Below are 22,146 nucleotides of genomic sequence, written 5' to 3'. Positions count from 1 at the left end.
GGGGCTACTGTCAACTCAGCCGAGAACCTGGGGGCTTACGTGAGCGGACAACCCAACACCCGCCTGGCGGACCTGTTCGGCCTGGCCGGCTGGTCCAAAGGGGAACTCGCGAGGCTGGTCAACCGGCAGGCGGCGGCCATGGGCCACCCCCAGCTGTCGACCGACACCTCCCGGGTGCGGCGGTGGATCGACATGGGAGAGATCCCGCGCGATCCCGTGCCGCGGGTGCTGGCGGCTCTGTTCACCGAGCGTCTCGGCCGTGTCGTGACCATGGAGGACCTCGGTCTGGTCCGGCACGGGCGTGCGGGGAAACGGCCACGCGACGGGAGTGCTCAGCATCCCGACGGCGTGCCGTGGGCGCCCGAGCGGACTGCCGCGGTCCTCACCGAATTCACGGGAATGGACCTCATGCTCAACCGACGCGGCTTGGTGGGCGCGGGTGCCGCGCTCGCCGCGGGATCAGCACTCAGCAGCGCCATGCACGACTGGCTGCACACCGACCCCATCCTCTCCGCCGACGCTCCCGTCGTCGACCAACCCCTCCTGCACGCCGACTCCGCTGGGTTCGACCGTTACGAGGCCGCCCCCATCGGTACGGAGGAGGTCGACGAACTGGAGCGCTCGGTGGAGGTGTTCCGAGCCTGGGACGCCGCCCGTGGCGGCGGGCTCCAGCGCAAGGCCGTGGTGGGCCAACTCAACGAGGTGGGCGGCATCCTCGCCTACCGTCACCCACCCCACCTCCAGCGGCGCCTGTGGGGCGTCGCCGCCAACCTCGCCGTCCTCGCGGGCTGGATGTCGCACGACGTCGGCCTGGAGCCCACGGCCCAGAAGTACTTCGTGATCGCCGCCCATGCCGCGCGGGAGGGTGGCGACCGGCCCCGGGCGGGGGAGGCCCTGTCGAGGGCGGCCCGTCAGATGGTGCACCTCGGCCGGCCCGACGAGGCGCTGGACCTGATGAAGCTCGCCCAGTCCGGCTCCGGCGACGCGGTGCTGCCGCGGACGCGGGCCATGTTCCACACCATCGAGGCCTGGGCGCAGGCGTCGATGGGCAAGGGGCAGGCCATGCGCCGCACCCTCGGGCAGGCGGAGGACCTGTTCGTCTCCGGCCGGGTCGACGCGGAGACGCCGTCCTGGATGCAGACCTTCAAGGACGAGGATCTGTACGGCATGCAGGCCCTGGCCTATCGCACGCTCGCCGAGTTCGATCCGGGGGCGGCCGTGCACGCCCAGTACTACGCGGAGAAGGCGCTCGCCCTGCGGGTCGACGGACGGGAGCGGTCGAAGATCTTCGACCATCTGTCCATGGCCTCCGCCTGTTTCATCGCGGACGACCCCGAACAGGCCGACCGGTACGCGCGGTTGGCCCTGATGTCGATGGGGTCGAACTCCTCCCGCCGCACGTGGGACAGGCTGCGCGAGATGTACCGGCTCACGGCGGAGTACGCGAGCTACCCGCGGATCAGCGAGCTGCGCGAGGAGATCCGGCAGGCGCTGCCCAAGCCGAAGGGAGGCAGGGGCACCACCGCGCAGGCATAGACCGGCCGGTGGCTTCAGGTCCGTCGGTCACCGGGTGACCCGGGCGACGAGCACGCAGGCGTCGTCCTCGCGGTCGCCGTCCCCGAACTCCTCCACGATCAGCCGCACGCAGTCCTGTGCGGTGCCCCGGCCGACGAGGTGCGGGGCCAGGTCCAGGAGCCGGTCCGCGGCGTTCGGGCCGTCGGCGGGGACCAGCCCGTCGGTGTGCAGCAGGAGCAGGTCGCCCTCCTCCAGGGTCGCCTCGGCCTGCCCATGGGCGGCACCCGAGGTGGTGCCGAGGAGGACGCCGTCCGGTGCGTCCAGCCGGCGCCCCGTCCCGTCGCGGAACAGCAGCGGGGCGGGGTGTCCGGCCTGCGCCCACGCCAGCGTGCGGGTGGCGGGCCGGTAGCGGCAGCAGACGGTGGAGCACAGCGTCGGCGGGTCCCCGGCGCCCAGTAACTGGTCGAGCCAGGACAGCAGTTGGGCCGGTCCGGCGCCGGACATCGCCATGCCGCGCAGGGCGCCGAGCGTCATCGCCAGGGTGGAGGTGACGTCCGGGCCGTGTGCGGTGAGTCCGCCGACCCCCAACAGTGTGTCGCCGCCGGGCAGTTCGAGGGTGTCGTGCCAGGTGCCGCCGATCGGTGAACCCGTCGGGGAGGGAAGGTGCCGGGCGGCCAGGTCGAGCGTGCCGGAGGCGTGGCGCGGGAGCCGCAGGGAGCCGCGCCAGGGCGGTGGCGTGGCTTCCCGCGGCTCGACCGCGAGCCGGTGCTCGGGCTGTGCCGGGTGCCGTCGGGGGTGCAGCGAGTCACGGGTCTCGCGCACCGCGCGCTGGCTGCGGCGCAGTTCGCTGACGTCCCGCAGCACGGCCCACATCGAGGTGGTGCTGCCGTCGGCGTCGAGCACGGGCTCGCCCATCATGTGCACGGTCCGGACCTCGCCGTCGGGCCGGACGACCCGGAACTCGCCGTCGATCGGCTTGGCGTCGATGAGGCAGCCGGTGACCATGGCGGTAAGGCGCGGGCGGTCCTCCTCGTGGACGAGGGAGGGGAGTTCGTCGAGGGTGAGCGGGGGAGCGGCCGGGTCGCGGCCGACGATCCCGTGCAACTCCGGGGACCAGACGGCCTCGTCCGTCAGCAGGTTCCACTCCGCGCTGCCGACGCGGCTGAGCAGCGACTCGCCCGGGGGCAGGGCGGGGTGCGGCGGGGCCGGTGGGCCGTCCCGCAGTTGGGCCAAGTGCGCGTCGAGGTCGTCGAGTTGGTGCAGTGCCAGATCGCACAGCGCGCGCTGCCAGCGTCCCCGGGGGTCCGTGGTGTCGTCCCGCGCGTCCCGTCGTACGGCGTCCACTTCGCCCTTGAGCCGTCGCGTCTGCGTGATCAGCGCGTCGACCTGGCCACGTCCTGGTGGCTGGGCGGCTGGGCGGTCCGCAGAGAGATGGGACGGCATGACGCACTCCGATGCGGGGAACGGGACGGCCGGACTGACGAAGGGGCCGTTACGACTGTGGCACAGCCCGCGACGCCGTGTAAGGGATTTGGCAACACACGATCCGGTGATGCGTCTGGCATATGCCACAGTCTTCACGGGCGGTCTCAGGGGTGCCGATGACGTACCTCGTCACAAGGGGTAAGTCGTAGGCAAGGTACGTGAGTTGAGGGACCTCGGAGGGGCGTTTCGGGACGTTCATCCGAGTGTTCGACGGTCATGTGTTCCCCGCGTGGCCGGGAACCGGCGGCAGGTTGGCGGTGGACCGGCGGTGGACCGGCGGTGGACCGGCGGTGGTCCGGTGGCGGGCGGCGAGGGGGCGGCTCCATCGTGACGCACGTCACAATAATTCATCCGGCTTTCGCGTAATGCGAACGGCCCCTGCGAGGTCCTACAAGCACCACCGGAAACGGCCGACCTCTACCGCTGCGGAGACTGCCCATGGATCTCACCCACGTCACCGTCGAACAGCCCGCCCGCGCCCGGCTCATCACCGCCGAGGAGCAGGAACTGCCCGTGCCCGCGACGCTGCGTTACACCGCCGCCGACCCGCTCGCCGTGCACCTCGACTTCCCGCCGGAGGTCTCGCTCCAGGGCGAGGCGGTCACCTGGACGTTCGGCCGCGCGCTGCTGGCGGAGGGGCTGCGCGGGCCGGCCGGCTGCGGTGACGTGCACATCTGGCCGTGCGGCAGGTCCCGTACGGTCGTGGAGTTCCACTCGCCGTTCGGGCTGGCCCTGCTCCAGTTCGACACGGCCGCGCTGAATCGCTTCCTGCTGCGCAGCTACGCCGTGATCGCCGCGGGCCAGGAGGACGTCGGCGCGGCCGTGGACGAAAGCCTGCACGCGCTGCTCGGCAACGTGTGAGGCCGTCCCGGCGTCAGCCGTACAGGGCCGGGCGCGGGGCGAGGTCGACGGTCACGCGCGTGCCGTCCTCCAGCGCCCGCACCCCGGCCTCGGCGACGACGGAGGCCGCGTAGCCGTCCCAGGCGGTAGGGCCGGTGACCTGGCCCCGCCGGGTGGCGTCGACCCAGGTCTGCACCTCGCGGTCGTAGGCGTCGGCGAACCGGACGAGGTAGTCCTGGGGCACCTCCGTGCCGGCGGAGCCGCGCGCGGTCACGAGCATCCCGTGGTCGTCGCCGATGCGCGCGCTGCCCGCCTCGCACACGGCCTCGCAGCGCACCTGGTAGCCGAAGCCGCTGTTGACGAAGACCTCCACGTCGACCAGGGCGCCGCCGTCGGTCTCGAAGACCACGAACTGGGGGTCCAGCAGGCCGCGCGGGGCGCCGGACGAGGGGCGTGGCCGCAGCACGGTCACCGCGGTCAGTTCCTGGCCGAGCAGCCAGCGGGCCGCGTCGATCTCGTGCGACACCGAGCTGTCGATCAGCATGGCGCTGGTGAAGCCGGGCGGCGAGGAGACGTTGCGGTGGGTGCAGTGCAGCATCAGGGGCCGTCCGAGGCGCCCGTCCGCCAGCACCGCCCCGAGCCTGCGGTACTCGGCGTCGTAGCGCCGCATGAACCCGATCTGGGCGAGCCGCCGGCCGAGCCGGGCCTCCGCCTCCAGCACCCGCAGCGCCCCGGCCGAGTCCGGCACCATGGGCTTCTCGCACAGCACCGGAAGGCCGCGGGCGAAGGCGGCGAGCAGGGCCTCCTCGTGCGCGGGTCCGGGCGAGGCGATCAGCACGGCCGCCACGCCGGGCGCGTCCAGCGCGGCCTCGGCCTCGGTGTGCACCGAGGCCCCCTCGACACCGGCCGCGGCCTCCTCGGCGCGGGCGGCGTCGGGATCGGCCACGGCGGCGACCCTGGCCCCGCTCACCACACGGTCGAGACGCCGTATGTGGTCGGCGCCCATGTGCCCGGCACCCAGTACGGCCACGCCCAGCAGCTCACCCACGCACTTGCTCCCTCCCGGCCGACGATCATGCTCAGCGTACGCCGACCGGGTGACGGGTTCAGTAGCGCAGGACGCCCGCGATGCCCTCCGCGTCGGTCAGGGTGCCGTCCGGGACGAAGCGGACCTCGGCGCCCGTCTCCAGGCACTGTTCGACGATCTCGTCCACGATGTCGTCGCGGGAGTCGAGGTCGGTGCTCTCGGCCGGGACGAGGTGGTCGCCGTCGTCGCGGACCGTGACGCGGTAGTTCTCCTCCACGGCGAGGAGGCGGACCCGGCCCTCGCGGGCGTTCTGCCACAGCTCGTCGACCCCGGCCGCGAAGGTGCGGTGGCCGCGGGCGGATTGCAGTTCGCGGGCCACGGCCGCGGTGTCCCGGCGCGCCTCGGCGTCGTGCAGCGGACGTATCGCCTGCCACACGGCGTCGGGGGTGGCGTGGGTGAGGCCGCCGTGCGGGACGTGCACCGCGTCCCGGGTGACCCCGCCGATCTCGTCGAGGAGGGACAGCGCCGCCGTCTCGCCGGTGACGTAGAGCGGTCGGGGTGCCTCGCGCAGCAGCCGGCCCATGGCGGTGTCGGCGTCGCGCAGGAAGTGGCGGGTGCCCTCGTCGCGGAAGGTGCTCGGCAGGTCGCCGATGCGTTCCATGCGCTCGGCGTCGAAGTTCTCCCGGCTCCTGGTCAGCGGGAAGCCGTGGGAGTGCTCCTCGGTGACCCGGTCGGCGCCGCCGTTCCACAGGGTGGCGCGGTCGGCGGAGACCGACAGCACCCAGAACGGCCGCTCGGAGGCCTGTGCCGAGACGAGGTTGCGGGTGAGGAAGGTGTCCGAGAGGACGACGCGCTCCGGGACCGGGCGGGCCAGCGACCACACCTGGTGCTCGCCCGGTGCGGCGAAGATCACAAGGCCGTCCTCGGTGTACGTGAGGTCGATCTCCGCGAGTGCCCGGTCGAGCTGTTCCGCCACGTCCGCGCGTCGCTCCCGGGTGACCGCCGGATCGGCCTCCAGTTGCTTCTTGGCCTCGGCCACGACATTGCGCAGCCGGACCCGGTCCTGGCTGTTGTCGGGTTCACGGCGGTGCGTGGGCGTCAGCACGGACACCGCGGGATAGGGGCGCGGGCGGCGCAGTTCGGAGAGGGTCGCGGGGCTGAGTGCGTGCTCCATACGAGCACGATAGGTCTGATTCGGGAGTAGGGCATTTGGGGCATCGGGCGGCGGTGGGCGGTGCGCACGGGCGTCGGCGGAGCCCGGGTGGCAAGGGCTGGGGGAGTGTCGCGAGCGCGCTCGGGTGCGGCGGTGTCCGCCGCCCCGACGGCCGGCTTCGCCGAGAGCGCCGGTCGCTGCCGAGGGCCGTGCGGGAGGTGCCTCCTCCTGCCGGATCCCGTAGGGTTCCCCTGTGGGGCGACCGTCTGTGCGGAGGTGTCAACTCCGTTCGACACACAGGGTTTACGCGGATTCGACCCATTCGCGCCAGGCGCCTTGCTAGAGTGTTACTCGTCGGTAGCAAGCAGTACGGGGGGACGAGGAACCGGTGACGGACCATCACCCGGATCCTTCGAGTGGGCGATCGAGACGGACGTTCCGGCGACGAGGCCGGACCGGTGCTGTGCCCGTGTCGACGCGGACGCGTCGGCTGAATCTCGAACTCCAGTTCCCTCGCCTATTCCCAGACAGGTGAGACTCGTCAACATGGCCCGTTCCCTGGTCGATCTGCTGACCACGCACGCCACGCACCAGCCCGACCGGACCGCATACCGCTACCTCGCCACGGGGGACGTGGACGGGGAGGTCCTGGAGATCTCCTACGCCCGCCTGGCCACCCGATCCCGGGCCGTCGCCGCCTGGCTCCAGGAGCGCGGCCTCGCCGGCTCCCGCGCGATGCTGCTGTACCCGCCCGGCCTCGAGTTCGTCTGCGGCTATCTCGGCTGCCTCTCCGCCGGAGTCATCGCCGTACCCGGCGTGCCCCCGCAGGGCCGCTCGCAGAACCACCGCGCCGTGACCCGCATGAAGCGCCTGATAGCCGACGCGGACGCCAAGGTGATCCTCGGTGGGCGCGAGGTGATCGCCGCCCTCGGCACCATGGCCGAGCACCTGCCCGAACTCGACGGCATCATCTGCCTCGCCACGGAGGACATCGCCGACGCGGCGGCCGCGTCCTGGCGCGAGCCCGATCTCACCCCCGACTCCGTGGCCTTCCTCCAGTACACCTCCGGCTCCACCTCCGCCCCGCGAGGCGTGGTCGTCACCCACGGCAACCTGCTCGACAACGAGCGCGTCATCGCCGAACGCATGGGTCACACCGCGGACGTGCTCGACGCGTACGACCACGAACTGTTCGTCAGCTGGCTGCCCGTCTACCACGACATGGGCCTCATCGGACCGGTCCTGAACACGCTGTACCTCGGCGCCACCACCACCCTCTTCTCGCCGCTGCACTTCCTCCAGCGCCCCGACCGCTGGCTGACCGCCATCGACCGCTACCGCCCGCACAGCAGCGGCGGCCCCAACTTCGCCTACGAACTCGCCCTCAAGCACGCGAGCCCCGCACTCCTCGACGGCCTCGACCTCAGCGGCTGGAAGGTCGCCTTCAACGGCGCCGAGCCGGTGCGCGCCGCCACCCTGCGCCGCTTCGCCGAGACCTTCGCCCCGGCCGGCTTCCGCCGCGAGGCTCTCTATCCCTGCTACGGCCTGGCCGAAGCCACACTCATGGTCACCGGCGGCCGCGTCGACACACCTCCCGTCCTCCTGGACACCGACACCGGCGACGCCGCCGCGGTGAGCTGCGGTCACCCCGCCGACGGCTGGACCGTCGCCATCACCGACCCCGAGCGGCAGCAGGAACTGCCCGAGGGCGAGGTCGGCGAGATCTGGCTGCGAGGCGCGAGCGTCGCCAAGGGCTACTGGCGCAACACCCTCGCCACCCGCGAGTCCTTCCGCGCCACCCTGCCCGGCCACGAGGGCCGCTTCCTGCGCACCGGAGACCTCGGATTCCTGCGCGACGGCGAGCTGTTCGTCACCGGCCGCCTCAAGGACCTGATGGTCGTCGACGGACGCAACCACTACCCGCAGGACCTCGAACTCTCCGCCGAGCTGGCCCACCCGGCGCTGCGCCCCGGCTGCACCGCCGCGTTCTCCGTCGACGGTGGCGTCGAGGGCGAACAGCCCGTCCTGGTCGCCGAGGTCGTCCCGGAGTCGGCCGGTGAGTCCGAGAAGATCACCGACCTGATCCGCGCGGCGATCGGCGACGCCCACGGCCTGCCCGTGCGGGACGTCGTCCTGGTCCACCCCGGCACCATTCCCAAGACCTCCAGCGGCAAGATCCAGCGCCGTGCCACGCGCACGGCCTACCTCGACGGCACCCTCGCCGTGGTCGGCGCACCCGCCGCCGGCTGACAACGGCCGCCGCCGGTCCGCCCGTTCGGGCCGGCGGCGCCACCTCGGGGCCGTCGAACCCGACCCTCCCTTCCGGCCGCGCCCTCCACGGGCGTACGGAAGTCCGCCGCGCACCCAGTTCACGAGGACCTCTCCAGATGCCTGCGAACGCGTCTCTGCCCCAGAACCCCGAGCCGTCCCCGGCGACCGCCGAGGGCGTGCGCGCCTGGCTGGCCTCGGCCGTGGCCGAAGCGGCCGGCCTCGACCCGCTGAACGTCGACCCGCACCGCCCGATCGCCGAATTCGGCCTCGGCTCCCGCCAGTTGGTGGCTCTGGGTGCCGACCTCTCCGAGCGCGTCGGCCGCACCCTGGAACCGTCCCTCGTCTTCAACCACCCCACCATCGCGGCACTCACCGACGCCCTCTTCGAGGAACGGCCGGCCGCGTACGCCTCCGCACGGGCCGGGGAGGACGACGCCGCCGTACGGCCCCGCGAGGGTGGCGCCGCAGGGGCCTCGGGCGACGACATCGCGATCATCTCCATGGCCTGCCGCTTCCCCGGCGGCGCCGACGACCCCGAGGCACTGTGGCGGCTGCTCGACGCCGGGCAGGACGTCATCTCCGAGGTCCCGGCGGGCCGTTGGGACACCCACGGTCTCCTCGACCCCGACCCGGAGGCGCCCGGCAAGGCCTACACCCTGCGCGGCGGCTTCCTCGACGACATCGACCGCTTCGACGCCCCCTTCTTCGGCATCTCCCCGCGCGAGGCCGCCGCCATGGACCCGCAGCAGCGGATCCTGCTCCAGACCGCCTGGGAGACCCTCGAACGCGCCGGCATCGTCCCGGACACGCTGAACGGCAGCTCCACGGGCGTCTACGTCGGCCTCTACGACAGCGGATACCTCGGCGCCGCCTCCCTCGCCCAGCTCGACGGACACGTCGGCACCGGCTCCGCCGCGAGCGTGGCCTCCGGACGCCTCTCCTACACCCTCGGCCTCCAGGGGCCCGCCGTCACCGTCGACACGGCGTGCTCCTCCTCCCTGGTCGCCCTGCACCTCGCGGCGCGGGCCCTCGCGGCCGGCGAGTGCGACCTCGCCCTGGCGGGCGGCGCGACACTGCTCGTCACCCCCCGCGGACACGTCGAGTTCAGCAGGCTGCGCGGGCTGTCCCCGTCGGGAAGGTGCAGTCCCTTCTCCGCCGACGCGGACGGCGTGGTGTGGGCCGAGGGCTGCGGCCTCGTCCTGCTCAAGCGGCTCGCCGACGCCCGCCGGGACGGCGACCGGATCCTCGCCGTCGTCAAGGGCTCCGCCCTCAACCAGGACGGCCGCAGCCAGGGACTCAGCGCCCCCAACGGCCCCGCCCAGGAACGGGTCCTGCGGGCCGCGCTCGACGCCGCCGGGCTCCGTCCGGACGACATCGACCACGTCGAGGCGCACGGCACCGGCACCCCGCTCGGCGACCCGATCGAGGGCAACGCCCTCGCCGCCGTCTTCGGCCCCGGCCGCCCCGCCGACCGGCCCCTCGCCCTCGGCTCCCTGAAGTCGAACATCGGACACGCCCAGGCCGCGGCCGGCATCGGCGGCGTCATCAAGACCGTCCTGGCACTCCGCCACGAACGCATACCGGCCTCCCCGCACGCCGGGACGCCCACCGGGCACATCGCCTGGGAGGGCAGCGGCCTGCGGGTGCCGACCGACGCCGAGGCCTGGCCGCGCCGAGCGGACCGGACACGCCGGGCGGGCGTGAGCGCGTTCGGCATCAGCGGCACCAACGCGCACGTGGTGCTGGAGGAGGCTCCCGAGGGCGACCTCGCCGCGCCCGAGGCGGACCTCTCCGCGCCTGAGACCGACCTCCCGGCCCCGGTCCTGTTCCCGCTCTCCGCCCGCACTCTCCCCGCGCTGAGGGGCCAGGCCGGCCGGCTCGCCGGGGCCCTGCGCGAGGGGCCCGGGACACCGCTCCCGGCGGCCGCCGCGACCCTCGCCCATCACCGCACCCACTTCACGCACCGGGCCGTCGTCCAGGCCGCCGACCATTCCGGACTCCTCGCCGCCCTGGACGCGCTGGCCGCGGGGGAGCCCGACCCCGACACCACCGTGGGCCCTCAGGAGACCCGCCCGTCCGGCAAGGTCGCCTTCGTCTTCCCCGGCCAGGGCTCGCAGTGGGCCGGCATGGCCCGTGACCTGCTCGCGCACGACCCGGTGTTCGCCGACGAACTCGACCGCTGCGACGGGGCCCTGCGCCCCTTCACCGAGTGGTCCGTCGCCGCTGTCCTGCGTGGTGACGCCGGCGCGCCGTCGCTGGACCGGGTGGACGTCGTCCAGCCCGTGCTGTTCGCGGTGATGGTGTCCCTCGCCGCCGTGTGGCGATCCCGTGGGATCCGCCCGGACGCCGTGATCGGGCACAGCCAGGGCGAGGTCGCCGCGGCCTGCGTGGCGGGCGCCCTCAGTCTCAACGACGCGGCGGCCGTCGTCGCCCTGCGCAGCCGGGCGCTGACCGCCCTGTCCGGCAGCGGCACCATGGCCGTCGTCGCCCTGCCGCACACCGAGGTCGAGGAGCGTCTCGCCGGCCTGGACGGCAAGGTGTCCGTCGCCGCCGTCAACAGCGGCCGCTCCACGGTGATCGCCGGCGAGGTGGCACCGCTCCAGGCCCTCCTCGACGAACTGGACCGCGAGCAGGTGTTCGTCCGCCGCCTCGACGTCGACTACGCCTCCCACAGCACGCAGGTCGAACCGGTCCGCGCGGACATCCTCGACGAACTCGACGGCGTCACCACCTATCCGGCGTCCGTCGCCTGGTACTCGACGGTCACCGGCGAGCCCGTCACCGAGGAGCTGGAAGCCGACTACTGGTACGCCAATCTGCGCGAGCCCGTCCGGTTCGCGCCCACCGTGGAGCGCATGGCCGTCGACGGCTACCGCTGCTTCGTCGAACTCAGCCCCCATCCGGCCCTGCTGACGGCCCTGCGCACGATCGGCGAGGAGACCGGCCACGACCTGGTCGCCGTCGGCTCACTGCGCCGGGACGCGGACGCGCGCGCCTGCCTGGACCTGTCGGCAGCCGAACTCCACGTCCACGGCCGGGACATCGACTGGCAGCGCGTCGTGCCGGGCACGAGCCCCGCCCAACTCCCCACCTACGCCTGGGACACGCAGCGGTACTGGATCGAGCCCGAGGGTACGTCCGCCACCGGCGGTCTCTTCGACCGGGCCGCGCACCCGCTCCTCGGCGTCCAGCTCCGGTCGGCCGACGAGACCCGCTGGACCTTCCGCAACGAGTGGTCCCCGGCCACCGCCGACTGGCTGCCCGACCACGCCGTGTTCGGCCGGACCGTCGTCTCCGGCACGACCCTGCTCGAGCTGTGCCGCGCCGCCCTCACCACGGCGCGCCCCGACGAGCCCACCGACGTCACCGGCCTGCTCCTGCTCACCCCGCTCGTGCTGCCCGCCTCCGGCACGGTCGAGGTGTCCGTCGAGGTCGTCGTCGACGGTCCCGCCACCGAGGTCACCGTGCACAGCCGCCCCCGCGGGCAGGAGGCCACGGGCTGGACCCTGCACGCCACCGCGTCCGGCGCCGCCCCGGCCGGTCCCACGGGAGAGCGTCCCCCGCTCCGGCCGCAGGACGCGGCACCGGCCTGGACCCCGGAGACGTACGAACGGCTGACCGGCGTCGGCCTCGGCTACGGGAACGCCTTCCAGGGCGTACGGGAGGCGGTGCTCACCGGCGACGGCGAACTCCTCGCGCGGCTGTCGCTGCCGGCGGAGGCGCGGGACGTGTCCGACCCGTACCCCGTCCACCCGGCGCTGCTGGACGCCGCCCTGCACGTCGCCGCGGTGCTCGACGCGTCGGACGAGCGGGTGCTGCTGCCCGTCGCCGTCGGCCGCTGCACCTTCGAAGGCGGCGCCGACGACCTGATCGTCTCCGTCCGCCGCACCGGATCCACGGCCACCGACCTGACCCTCGACGTGCGTCTGTGGGACGCCGACGGCTTCCCCGCGGGCCGCCTGGAGGACGTACGGCTGCGGGCGGCCACTCCGGCGGATCTGAGCGGCGGCTCGGAGAACGCACGGCACCTGTACGAGGTGGCGTGGACGGCCGCGCCCCAGGCAGCCGAGGCCCCGCAGGGGGAATGGTCGGTCGTCGGGGACGCGGAGGCCGCGCGCGAGCTGGCGTCCGCCGGGGTCCCGGTGACCGACGCGGGCGCCGACATCGTCGTACGGTTCTGGCCGCGGCCGGAGACCGATGGTGAACCGGCCGCCGAAGCCCTGGAGTTGGCCACCGTCGCCCTGGGCGAACTCCAGGCGCTCCTGGCCCTCCCGCCGGGGCTGGCGCCCGCGCGGACCCTGTGGGTGACGCGGGGCGCGGTCGCGGCCGGTGCGGGGGACGCCGTTCCGGCGCTCGCCCAGTCCGTGCTCTGGGGGCTGGCCCGCAGCGCCCGCTCCGAACACCCGGACCTCGGACTCACCCTCCTCGACCTCGACACCTCCGACTGGGCGGACGCCCTCAGAGCCGCCGTGGCGTACGAGGACGAACCGGAACTTGCCTTGCGGGCAGACGAGTTGCTCGCCCCTCGTCTGATCCGCGCCCGCGCCACCGACGGCGGGACCCTGCCCACCGACGGCACCGTCCTCGTCACCGGCGGCCTGGGGGCCGTCGGCCGGCACATCGCCCGTCTGCTCGCCGAAAACGGTGTGCACCGCTTGCTGTTGACGTCACGTCAGGGTCCCGCGGATCCGCGGGCCGCCGAGACCGTCGCCGAACTCGCCGTGCTCGGCGTTGAGGCCGAGGTCGCCGCCTGCGACGTCGCGGACGCCGTCGCCCTGGCCGACGTCCTCGCCCGCGTCGGCGAGGAGCACCCGCTGCGAGGAGTCGTGCACTGCGCGGGCGTCCTGGACGACGGGGTGATCGCCGAGCTGACCCCCGAGCGCCTCGCCCGGGTCCTGCGTCCCAAGGCCGACGGCGCGGCCCATCTGCACCGGCTCACCGCCGGACTGCCGCTGGAGACGTTCCTGCTGGTCTCCTCGGCCGCGGGCGTCCTCGGCAACGCGGGCCAGGGCAACTACGCCGCCGCCAACGTCTTCCTCGACCAGCTCGCCCACCACCGGCGCGCCCAGGGACTGCCCGCCACGTCCGTCTCCTTCGGCGCCTGGGCCGGGGAGGGTCTGGCCGCCGAGCACGCCGACCTGGAGCGGATGGCCCGCCTCGGCCACCGCGCCCTCACCCCCGACCAGGGCCGTGACCTGGTCGGACTCTCCCTGCGGCGCGGCACACCCCATGTGGTGGCCTGGTCGCTCGACCTGCCGCGCCTGCGCGAGCACGTTTCGGGGACCGCCCTGTGGCGGTCCCTGCTGCCCGCGCCGCGGGCCGCCGGTCAGGGCGGCGGCCTCGCCGACCGGCTGGCCGCGCTGCCCGAGGCCGAACGCGCCGATCGCCTCCTGGCCCTGGTCCGCGAGGAGGCCTCCCGTGCCCTCGGTCTGCGCTCGGCGGAGTCCGTCCGGCCCGACCAGCCGCTGCGCGACCTCGGCATGGACTCGGTGACCGCCGTCGAACTGCGCAACCGCATCGGCGCCCGCCTCGCCGCCAAGCTGCCGGCCACCCTCCTCTTCGACCACCCCACCCCCGACCGGCTCGCCCGCCACCTGCTCGACACGGCGCTCGGCGGCCCCCGGCGCGAGGCGTCCCCCGCACGGACGGCCCGCGCCGCCGCCCCCGCCGACGAGCCGATCGCGATCGTGTCGATGGCCTGCCGACTGCCCGGCGGGGTGAACGACCCCGACGACCTGTGGCGCCTCGTGGCGGACGGCCGGGACGCCGTCGGCCCCTTCCCGGCCGACCGCTGGGACGTGGAGTCCCTGTACGACCCCGACCCGGACGCCCCCGGCAAGTCCTACGCCCGGGACGGCGGCTTCCTCGACGACATCGAGTCCTTCGACGCGGGCTTCTTCGGCATCACCCCGAAGGAGGCCGCCGCCATGGACCCGCAGCAACGGCTGCTGCTGGAGACCGCCTGGGAGGCCCTGGAGCGCGGCGGCATCGTGCCGGGCGACCTCGCGGGCAGCACCACCGGCGTGTACGTCGGCATGTTCGGCAGCGAATACCTGGCCGGCACCCGCCTCGACCAGCTCGACGGCTATGTCGGCACCGGTTCCGCGCTGAGCGTCGCCTCCGGCCGGCTGTCGTACGCGCTCGGCCTGCACGGGCCCGCCCTCACCGTGGACACGGCCTGCTCCTCCTCCCTGGTGGCGACCCATCTGGCGGCACAGGCGCTGCGGTCGGGCGAGTGCGACCTCGCCCTCGCCGGCGGCGTCACCCTCATGGTCACCCCACAGACCTTCGTAGAGTTCAGCAGGCTGCGCGGCCTGTCCGCGACCGGCCGCTGCCGCTCCTTCTCCGACGACGCCGACGGCGCGATCTGGGCGGAGGGCGCCGGCATGCTCGTACTGAAGCGGCTCGGCGACGCCCGGCGCGACGGCGACGAGGTGCTGGCCGTGCTGCGCGGCACCGCGGTGAACCAGGACGGCCGCAGCCAGGGCCTGTCCGCCCCGAACGGCCCCGCCCAGGAACTGGTCCTGCGACGCGCCCTGGAGCAGTCCGGACTGGCGCCCGAGGACATCGACCACATCGAGGCGCACGGCACCGGCACCACCCTCGGCGACCCGATCGAGGCGAACGCCCTGACCGAGGTCTTCGGCGCCTCCCGGCCCCAGGACCGTCCGCTGTACCTGGGCTCCCTGAAGTCCAACATCGGTCACGCCCAGGCCGCTTCGGGCGTCGCCGGGCTGATCAAGGTGGTGCAGTCGCTGCGCCACGGGATCCTTCCGGCCACCCTGCACGCGCAAACGCCCAGCCGGCACGTCGACTGGGACGACAGCGGACTGCGGCTGCTCCAGGAGGCCCGGCCCTGGCCGGCGACAGGGGAACGGGTGCGGCGCGCGGGCGTCAGCGCCTTCGGGATCAGCGGCACCAACGCGCACATCGTCGTCGAGGAGGCGCCCGGCACCTCGTCGCCGACGCCGGCCGGAACGGGCGACGGCAAGCACCTGTTCGTGCTGTCGGGGCGCAGCGAGGCCGCCGTCCGCGGACAGGCGGCACGGCTCTCGGCGTACGTCACCGAGGACACCCCGTTGCCGGATGTCGCCCACACCCTGGCGCGGCACCGCAGCCACTTCGAGCGGCGGGCCAGCGTCGTGGCGGGCGACCGGGACGAACTGCGCACCGTTCTCGACGCGTTGGCGTCCGGCCGCGCACCCCTGGCCCCGCCCCGCGAGGAGCAGAGCGGCAAGGTCGCCTTCCTCTTCGCCGGGCACGGCGGCCAGTGGCCGGGCATGGGACTGGAGTTGTTCGCCGAGTCGCAGGCGTACCGGGACGAGCTGTCCCGGATCGACGCGGCCGTGCAGCGGCAGGTCGGCTGGTCGGTGCTCAATGTGCTGCGCGCGCCGGAGGAGTTCTCGCCGCTGGAGCGCACCGAGTATCTCCAGCCGGTGCTGTTCGCCGTCAACGCGGCGCTGGCCGCCGCCTGGCGGGCCCTGGGCGTCACCCCCGACGCCGTGGTCGGCCACAGCCTGGGCGAGATCGCCGCCGCCTACAGCGCGGGCGCGCTCACCCTGGACGAGGCCGTGACGGTGGTGACCGGGCGCGCCCACGCGGTCGTGCCGCTCGTCGGACGCGGCGGCATGGTCGCCGTCGACCTCCCGCACACGCAGGTCGAGGAACTGCTCACGCCGTACGAGGGACGGCTGTTCGTCGGCGCCGTCAACAGCGCCCGCTCCACCGCCGTCTCCGGCGACGCCGACGCCCTGGCCGAGCTGGGCCGGCACCTGGCGGAGCGGGGCGTCACCGTACGCCGGCTGTCGACGCCGTTCGCCTCCCACAGCCCGCTCATGGAACCGCTCCGCGAGGAGCTCCTCGACCGCTTCGCCGGAGTCCGGGGCACCCGCACGGACACCCCGCTGTACTCGGCGGTACTCGCCGAACCGGTCGACGGCGACCGCCTGGACGCCGCGTACTGGTTCGCCAACCTGCGCCGGCCGGTGCGCTTCGCGGACACGATCCGCCGGATGCTGGACGACGGCTACCGCTACTTCGTCGAGCTGAGCCCGCACCCCTCGCTCACCGCCGCCGTCGAGGCCGTCGCCGCCGAGGCCGGCATCGACGCCGTCGCCATCGGCTCCCTGCGCCGCCAGCAGGACGGCCACGCCATGCTGCTGCGCCGGACCGGCGAGCTGTTCACCGCCGGCCACGCACCGGACTGGACGGCCCTCTTCCCCCAGGGCCGCCGCCTCGGCCTGCCGACCTACGCCTTCGCGCGCGAACGCCACTGGCTCGCCCCCGCCCCGGCCACGGCGGCCGGTGCCTCCCCGCTGCTCGGTACGCACGTCGAGGCCAGCGACGAGCCCGACCGGCACCTCTTCCAGAGCCGGGTCGACCTGCGGGACAGCCGTTTCTCCTACCTCACCGACCACCGCGTCACCGGCGAGGTCTGGCTGCCCGGCGCTGCCTTCCTCGACATGGCGTTGGAAGCAGCCCACGCGGTGACGGACAGCGCCGAAGTGCGCCTGGAGGACGTGCGGTTCGTCCAGCCCCTGCGCCTCGACGAGGCCCGGCCCGTGCGGATCCAGCTCGTCCTGCGTCCGGCCGAGGACGGCGTCCGTGAGTTCACCGTCGCCTCGGCGGCCGAGGGACAGCGCCGCTGGGAACGCCATGTCACCGGCCGGATGCTCGTCGACACGCCGCCCGTCCCCGAGCCACGGCTGGACGAGCTACGCGCAAGCTGCACGGAAGTGGTCGAACTGGCACCGGTGTACGCCCAGTTGGGCGCTCTCGGAATCGAGTACGGGCCCGCCTTCCGCAACCTGGAGTCCGGCCGCCGCAGCGACACCGCCGCGCTCGCACGGCTCGCCGAACGCCCCGCTGCCGGGCACCTGTTCCACCCCGCCGTCCTCGACTCCGCCCTGCACACCGCCGCCCTGCCCGGCGACGCGCCCGACGGACGGGCGTTCGTGCCCGCCGGCTTCGGCCGCGTCCGCCACACCGGGCGGCGCACCGCGCCCGTCTGGGTGAGCTGCGAACTGCGCGCGGTGGAAGGCGACACCGCCTCCCTCGACCTGCGCCTGTGGGACGACGACGGACAACTCGTTCTGGAAGCCGAGGAGTTCGGACTCGCCGCGCTCTCCCCACTGGACGGCGCCCTCTTCGAGACCCGCTGGCAGCCCCGCCCGGCCGCCCAGGAACGCCCCGCCGAGGGCAGCTGGCTCATCCTCGCCGACGGAACCGGCACCGCCGACGACCTCCTCACCCGCCTCGGCACCGAGGCCCCGCACGTCGTCGCCCGAGGCGGAACCGAGTTCACCGCACAGGGCCCCGGCCGGTACGTCCTCGACCTCGCCGACCCGAGCCACCTGGCCCGCCTCCTCGACGAGGCCTACCCCGACACCCTGCCCGAGCGCGTCGTACAGCTCACCGCGCTCGACGCACCGTCCGTCACCGACGCACGGACCGCCGAGGAAGCGGCCCGCCTGTGCTGCCTCAGCACCCTCCACCTCGTCCGCGCCCTCGCCGACCGCCCACGCGGCCGCCCCCCGCGCCTCTTCGTCGTCGCACGCGGCAGCCAGGCAGCCGGGGACAGCGGTCGGGCAGTCGGGGACAGCGGCCAGGTCGCCCATCCGCAGCAGGCGCTCGCCTGGGGCTTCGGCCTCGCCGTCGCCCAGGAGTACCCCGAACTGGCGGCCACCCTCGTCGACCTGCCGCCCACCGGCGGCACCGACGCCCTGTGGACCCAGCTGCGCCACGCCGACGACGAACGCCTCGTCGCCCTGCGCGAGTCGGGCCGCCTCGTCCCCCGCCTGGCCCGCACCCGCCCCGACACCGACGGCGCGCCCGTCGTCACCCCCGACGGCGTCCACCTGATCACCGGCGGCCTCGGCGGCCTCGGCCGTGTCGTCGCCGAGCGGCTCGTCCGGCGCGGCGCCCGCCGCCTCGCCCTGATGAGCCGCGGCACCCCCGCCCCGGACACCCTGCGCTGGATCCGCGGCCTGGAGGAACGCGGGGTCACCGTGCACCTGGCCCGCGCCGATGTCGCCGACCGCGACAGCCTGGCGGCCGCGCTGGACGCCGTACGCCACGAAGCCGGCCCCATCACCGCGATCGTGCACGCGGCCGGCGTCCTCGACGACGCCACCGTCGCCAACCTGACCGACGAACGCGTCCTGCGCGTCCTCGCACCCAAGGTGCTCGGCACCGCCCTGCTCACCGAACTCGCCCCCGAAGCGGGCAACCTCGTCCTGTTCGCATCGGCGGCCGGTCTGCTCGGCTCACCCGGCCAGAGCCCCTACTCGGCGGCCAACGCCTTCCTCGACGCCTGGGCCCACCACCTCTCCCGCACCGGACGACGGGCGCTCAGCCTCGACTGGGGCGCCTGGTCCGGTGTCGGCATGGTCGCCGAATCCGGCACCCGTGCCGCCGAGACCGGCCGCTCCGGACTCGTCGCCTTCTCCCCGCAGGAAGGCGGCGAACTCTTCGACCGCGTCCTGGACACCGGCCGCCGTCAGCTCGCCCCGCTCGCCCTCGACTGGGAACTCCTCGCGCTCTCCCCGGACGCGGTGCGCACCCGCCCGATCCTCGCCGATCTCGTCACCGCCCCCACCGGCACCGGCGACGCGGACGGCCTCGTACGGAAGGTGTTCGCCGCCGCCACCGACCAGGCCCGCGTCACCTGGCTCGAGGCCTACGTCCGCGCCCGCGTCGGCGAGGTCTCCGGCGGGGTCGTCGACACCTCCGCGAGCAGCGCGCTCAAGGAACTCGGCCTGGACTCCCTGATGCTGGTGCGGCTGCGCAACTCCTTCGCCCGCGAACTGGGCGTCGAACTGCCCACCGCCGAGATGTTCGCCGCCGCCGACATCCGGGGCCTGGCCAGGACCCTGGCCGCCGCCCTGCCCGAGCGGGCGGCCGAACAGCGCGCCGTCGCCGACCCGGCCGCAGAGGTGCCCGAGACCGAGACGCACCCGGCGACCCGCGACGTGGTACGCCTGCTGCGCAGCGCCCGCCCCGACATGCCGCAGGCCGCCCACGCCGTCGGCCTCGCCGTACGCCTCACGACACCCACCGGCCGCGACACGCTCACCGGCATCGTGGACCGCCTCACCGCCCGGCACGCCGCCCTGCGCACCGCCGTCCGGACCGGCGCGGACGGACGCCTGCTGCACGTCGCCCGCGAGGTGCCGCCGCTTCTGCGGTGGACCCCCGTGACGGACGACCCGGACCCGGCCGAGCGCCTGCGGGCGCTGCTGGAACCGGAGTTCGACCTGACGGCCGCGCCCCTGTGGCGGTTCGAGCTGCTGGACGGCGGAGAGCGGGGTCAGATCCTGGTCTTCGGCGCCCACCACGCCGTCAGCGACCTCCAGTCCCTCCTCCTCGTGGCGGGCGAGATCGACGCCGAACTGTCCGGCACTCCGCTCGGCGCGGACCCCACCAACCGGGACATCCACCTCCTCGTCGAGGCCCAGCAGTCGGGCGAGGGCACGGCGACGGACGACTGGCGCGAGGCCTTCGACGGCAGTGAGCGGCTCGACCTGACCCTGTCGAGCCCACGCCCCGCGCAGCGGTCGTACCGCGCGGGCAGCGTCACCGTGACCCTCCCCGACGGGCTCATGGACCGTGTGACAGCCGCCGCGAGCGGTCTCGCCGTCACACCCGCCGCCTTCTGCCTCGGCACCCTGACCGTGCTGCTGGCCCGCAAGCGGCAACGTGAACGCTTCGTGCTCGCCGTCCCCGTCGACACCCGCATCCACGCCGATGCCTTCGACGCGGTGGGCTTCTACGGCGTCCCCGTGCCCTTCCCCGCCGAGGCGCGGGCCGGCGAACCCGTCGCCGACGTGCTGCGGCGCACCGACGGCCGCATGGAACGGCTCCTGGCCAGGGGCGCCATGTTCTCCGACGTGCTGGCGACCCTCGCCCGGCAGGGCCTGCACCGCGCCGGGGCCCCGCTCGTGGAGGTCTACTTCAACTACGTCCGTTACGGCGGCCGCCTCGACAACCTGGACGTCCTGCCCGCCGGCACCGGCTACTCCGACCTGGACCTGATGATCACCATGACCCCCGACGCGGGCCGCATCCGCCTCGACCACAACCTCGACATCCTCGACCCCGCGGCCACGGCCGGGCTGGGCGAGGAGTTCGTGGAACTGCTGGGCGAGGTGGCCCAGGACGCGTCGGCACCGGTCGCCCGCCAGGAGGCCGCGCCCGCCCGGTCCCTCGCCCTCGCCGCCACCTTCGCCCTCGGCAACCTCCCGCTGATGTGCGCGACCGCCCTCCAGGACGGGGCGCCGCACGGCGGACCGACGGTCGCCGAAGCCCCGTACCACCAGGTGCTCGCCGCCCTGCGCGACCCCTCCGGCGTCTTCGCGGACCCCGGTACGGCCGTCGGCGTCGTCCTCCTGCGGGCGCCCGACCTGGAACGGTTCGGGCCGGTGGACGACGCGCTCCTCGCCGAACTGCGCACGGAGTACCCGGCCGCCCTGCGGGCCGTCGCCGAACGGACCCGCAAACCGCTGATCGTCGGCTTCCTGCCGGCCGCCCGCACCGACGAACGCCTCACCCGCTGGGAGGACGAGGTCGCCGGTGAACTCGCCGCACTGCCCGGCATCGCGGTGCTCCGCCCCGACGACTGGAACCGCCGGCACGCCGTCGCGGAACGCTTCGACGAGCGGACCGAACGCCTCGCCCACCTGCCCTTCACCCCGCCCTTCCAGGCGGCGGTCGCCCTGTGCCTGGCCGAGACCGTCCGGTCCGTGCTGCGGCCCGCGCCCAAGGTGATCGCCGTCGACGGCGACGAGACGCTGTGGGGCGGAGTGGCCGGGGAGATCGGCCCCGACGCGGTGGACCTGACCGGGCCGCGCGCCCTCCTCGCGCGCCGCCTCCTCCAGTGGCGCGAGGCCGGGGCACTGCTGGCGCTCGTCAGCAACAACGACGAGGACACCGTCCGGGCCGTCCTCGACCGGCCCGACAGCCTCCTCAAGGCCGAGCACTTCAGCGTCCTCTCCGCCGCCTGGGGCCCGAAGCCGACCCGCGTGGCGGAGGCGGCCCGCACCCTCAACCTGGGCGTGGACAGCTTCCTGTTCCTCGACGACAACCCCGCCGAGATCGGCAGGATGCGCGCCGCACTGCCTCAGGTGCTGTCCGTGACCTGTCCGCCCGTCGCCGGCCTGGAGGAGTTCCTGGCCCGGTTGTGGCCGCTGGTCCCTGCTCCGGCCACCGCCGAGGACGCCCTGCGGGCCCGCTTCTACGACCAGGAACGCGAACGGGACGCCGTCCGTGAACAGGCGGGCTTCGAGGAGTTCCTCGCCCAGCTGCACCTGGAGGTCGACGTCCGTGCCCTCGGCGAGGACGACGTGCAGCGGGCCGAGCAACTCGTGCGCCGCACCAATCAGTTCACCCTCCGCGCCCGCTCCGCCGACGGCGGCGACCTGGACCGGTGGCTCAGCCGCGGCGAGGTGTGGACCGCCTCGGCCCGTGACCGCTTCGGCGACTACGGCCAGATCGGCCTGCTCGCCGTCCGCGCCGACGGCGACCAACTCGACGTCCTGGCCTGGCTGATGAGCTGCCGCGCCCTCGGACGGGGGGTGGAGGAGAGACTCCTCGCCCGGCTCGCCGACCGCGCCGACGAACTGGGCTGCACCAAGGTCCGTCTGACGGCCGAGCGCACCCCGCGCAACGCCCCGGCCCGCCGGTTCGTGGCCGCGCTCGGCGGCGGAGACCCGGACGACGAACTCCTGGAGACCGTCACCACGCCGGACCATCTGCGGGCCTTCCGCTCCTGGGAACAGTGACGGCGGCCCGGTCGGCGGGCGGCCTCCGCGGCGCCCGCCAGGGCTTCGGCAGCGGTAGGGCTCCGGCAGCAGCAGGG

The 22,146-nt window shown here is 74.3% G+C and carries 7 protein-coding genes; 4 read left to right on the top strand and 3 right to left on the bottom strand.

Annotation, left to right across the window (positions count from 1 at the left end; translation table 11 throughout):
* Positions 1-39: 39 nt before the first annotated feature.
* Positions 40-1,536: a hypothetical protein gene (locus ACFWJX_RS17710; protein ID WP_383243463.1), complete on the top strand. Its 1,497-nt coding sequence runs from the start codon at positions 40-42 to the stop codon at positions 1,534-1,536.
* 27 nt (positions 1,537-1,563) lie between these two features.
* On the opposite strand, the gene ACFWJX_RS17705 is transcribed toward ACFWJX_RS17710, so the two are convergent.
* Complete coding sequence (locus tag ACFWJX_RS17705; protein WP_383243460.1) at positions 1,564-2,958, bottom strand: SpoIIE family protein phosphatase; 1,395 nt, start codon at positions 2,956-2,958, stop codon at positions 1,564-1,566.
* 480 nt (positions 2,959-3,438) lie between these two features.
* Here ACFWJX_RS17705 and ACFWJX_RS17700 point away from each other — a divergent pair, with 480 nt between their 5' ends.
* Positions 3,439-3,861, top strand: coding sequence for an SsgA family sporulation/cell division regulator (locus tag ACFWJX_RS17700; RefSeq protein ID WP_383243457.1), 423 nt, complete (start codon positions 3,439-3,441; stop codon positions 3,859-3,861).
* Positions 3,862-3,874: 13 nt separating this feature from the next.
* On the opposite strand, the gene ACFWJX_RS17695 is transcribed toward ACFWJX_RS17700, so the two are convergent.
* Both ACFWJX_RS17695 and ACFWJX_RS17690 read right to left on the bottom strand, forming a co-directional pair.
* A complete protein-coding gene (locus tag ACFWJX_RS17695) occupies positions 3,875-4,888 on the bottom strand; it encodes a Gfo/Idh/MocA family protein (protein WP_383243454.1) in 1,014 nt (337 codons plus the stop codon).
* Between the two features lie 58 nt (positions 4,889-4,946).
* On the bottom strand, positions 4,947-6,041 hold the full coding sequence (locus tag ACFWJX_RS17690) for a chemotaxis protein (RefSeq protein WP_383243451.1): 1,095 nt from the start codon (positions 6,039-6,041) through the stop codon (positions 4,947-4,949).
* 525 nt (positions 6,042-6,566) lie between these two features.
* On the opposite strand from ACFWJX_RS17690, the gene ACFWJX_RS17685 reads away from it, so the two are divergent.
* Complete coding sequence (locus ACFWJX_RS17685; protein WP_383243448.1) at positions 6,567-8,270, top strand: fatty acyl-AMP ligase; 1,704 nt, start codon at positions 6,567-6,569, stop codon at positions 8,268-8,270.
* 137 nt (positions 8,271-8,407) lie between these two features.
* Positions 8,408-22,069, top strand: coding sequence for an SDR family NAD(P)-dependent oxidoreductase (locus tag ACFWJX_RS17680; protein ID WP_383243445.1), 13,662 nt, complete (start codon positions 8,408-8,410; stop codon positions 22,067-22,069).
* Positions 22,070-22,146: the final 77 nt, after the last annotated feature.

The sequence above is a fragment of the Streptomyces sp. NPDC058335 genome (assembly GCF_042723915.1).
Taxonomy (GTDB): domain Bacteria; phylum Actinomycetota; class Actinomycetes; order Streptomycetales; family Streptomycetaceae; genus Streptomyces.
Note: the sequence above shows the minus strand (reverse complement) of the source record. Positions and strands in the feature narration are given on the sequence as shown.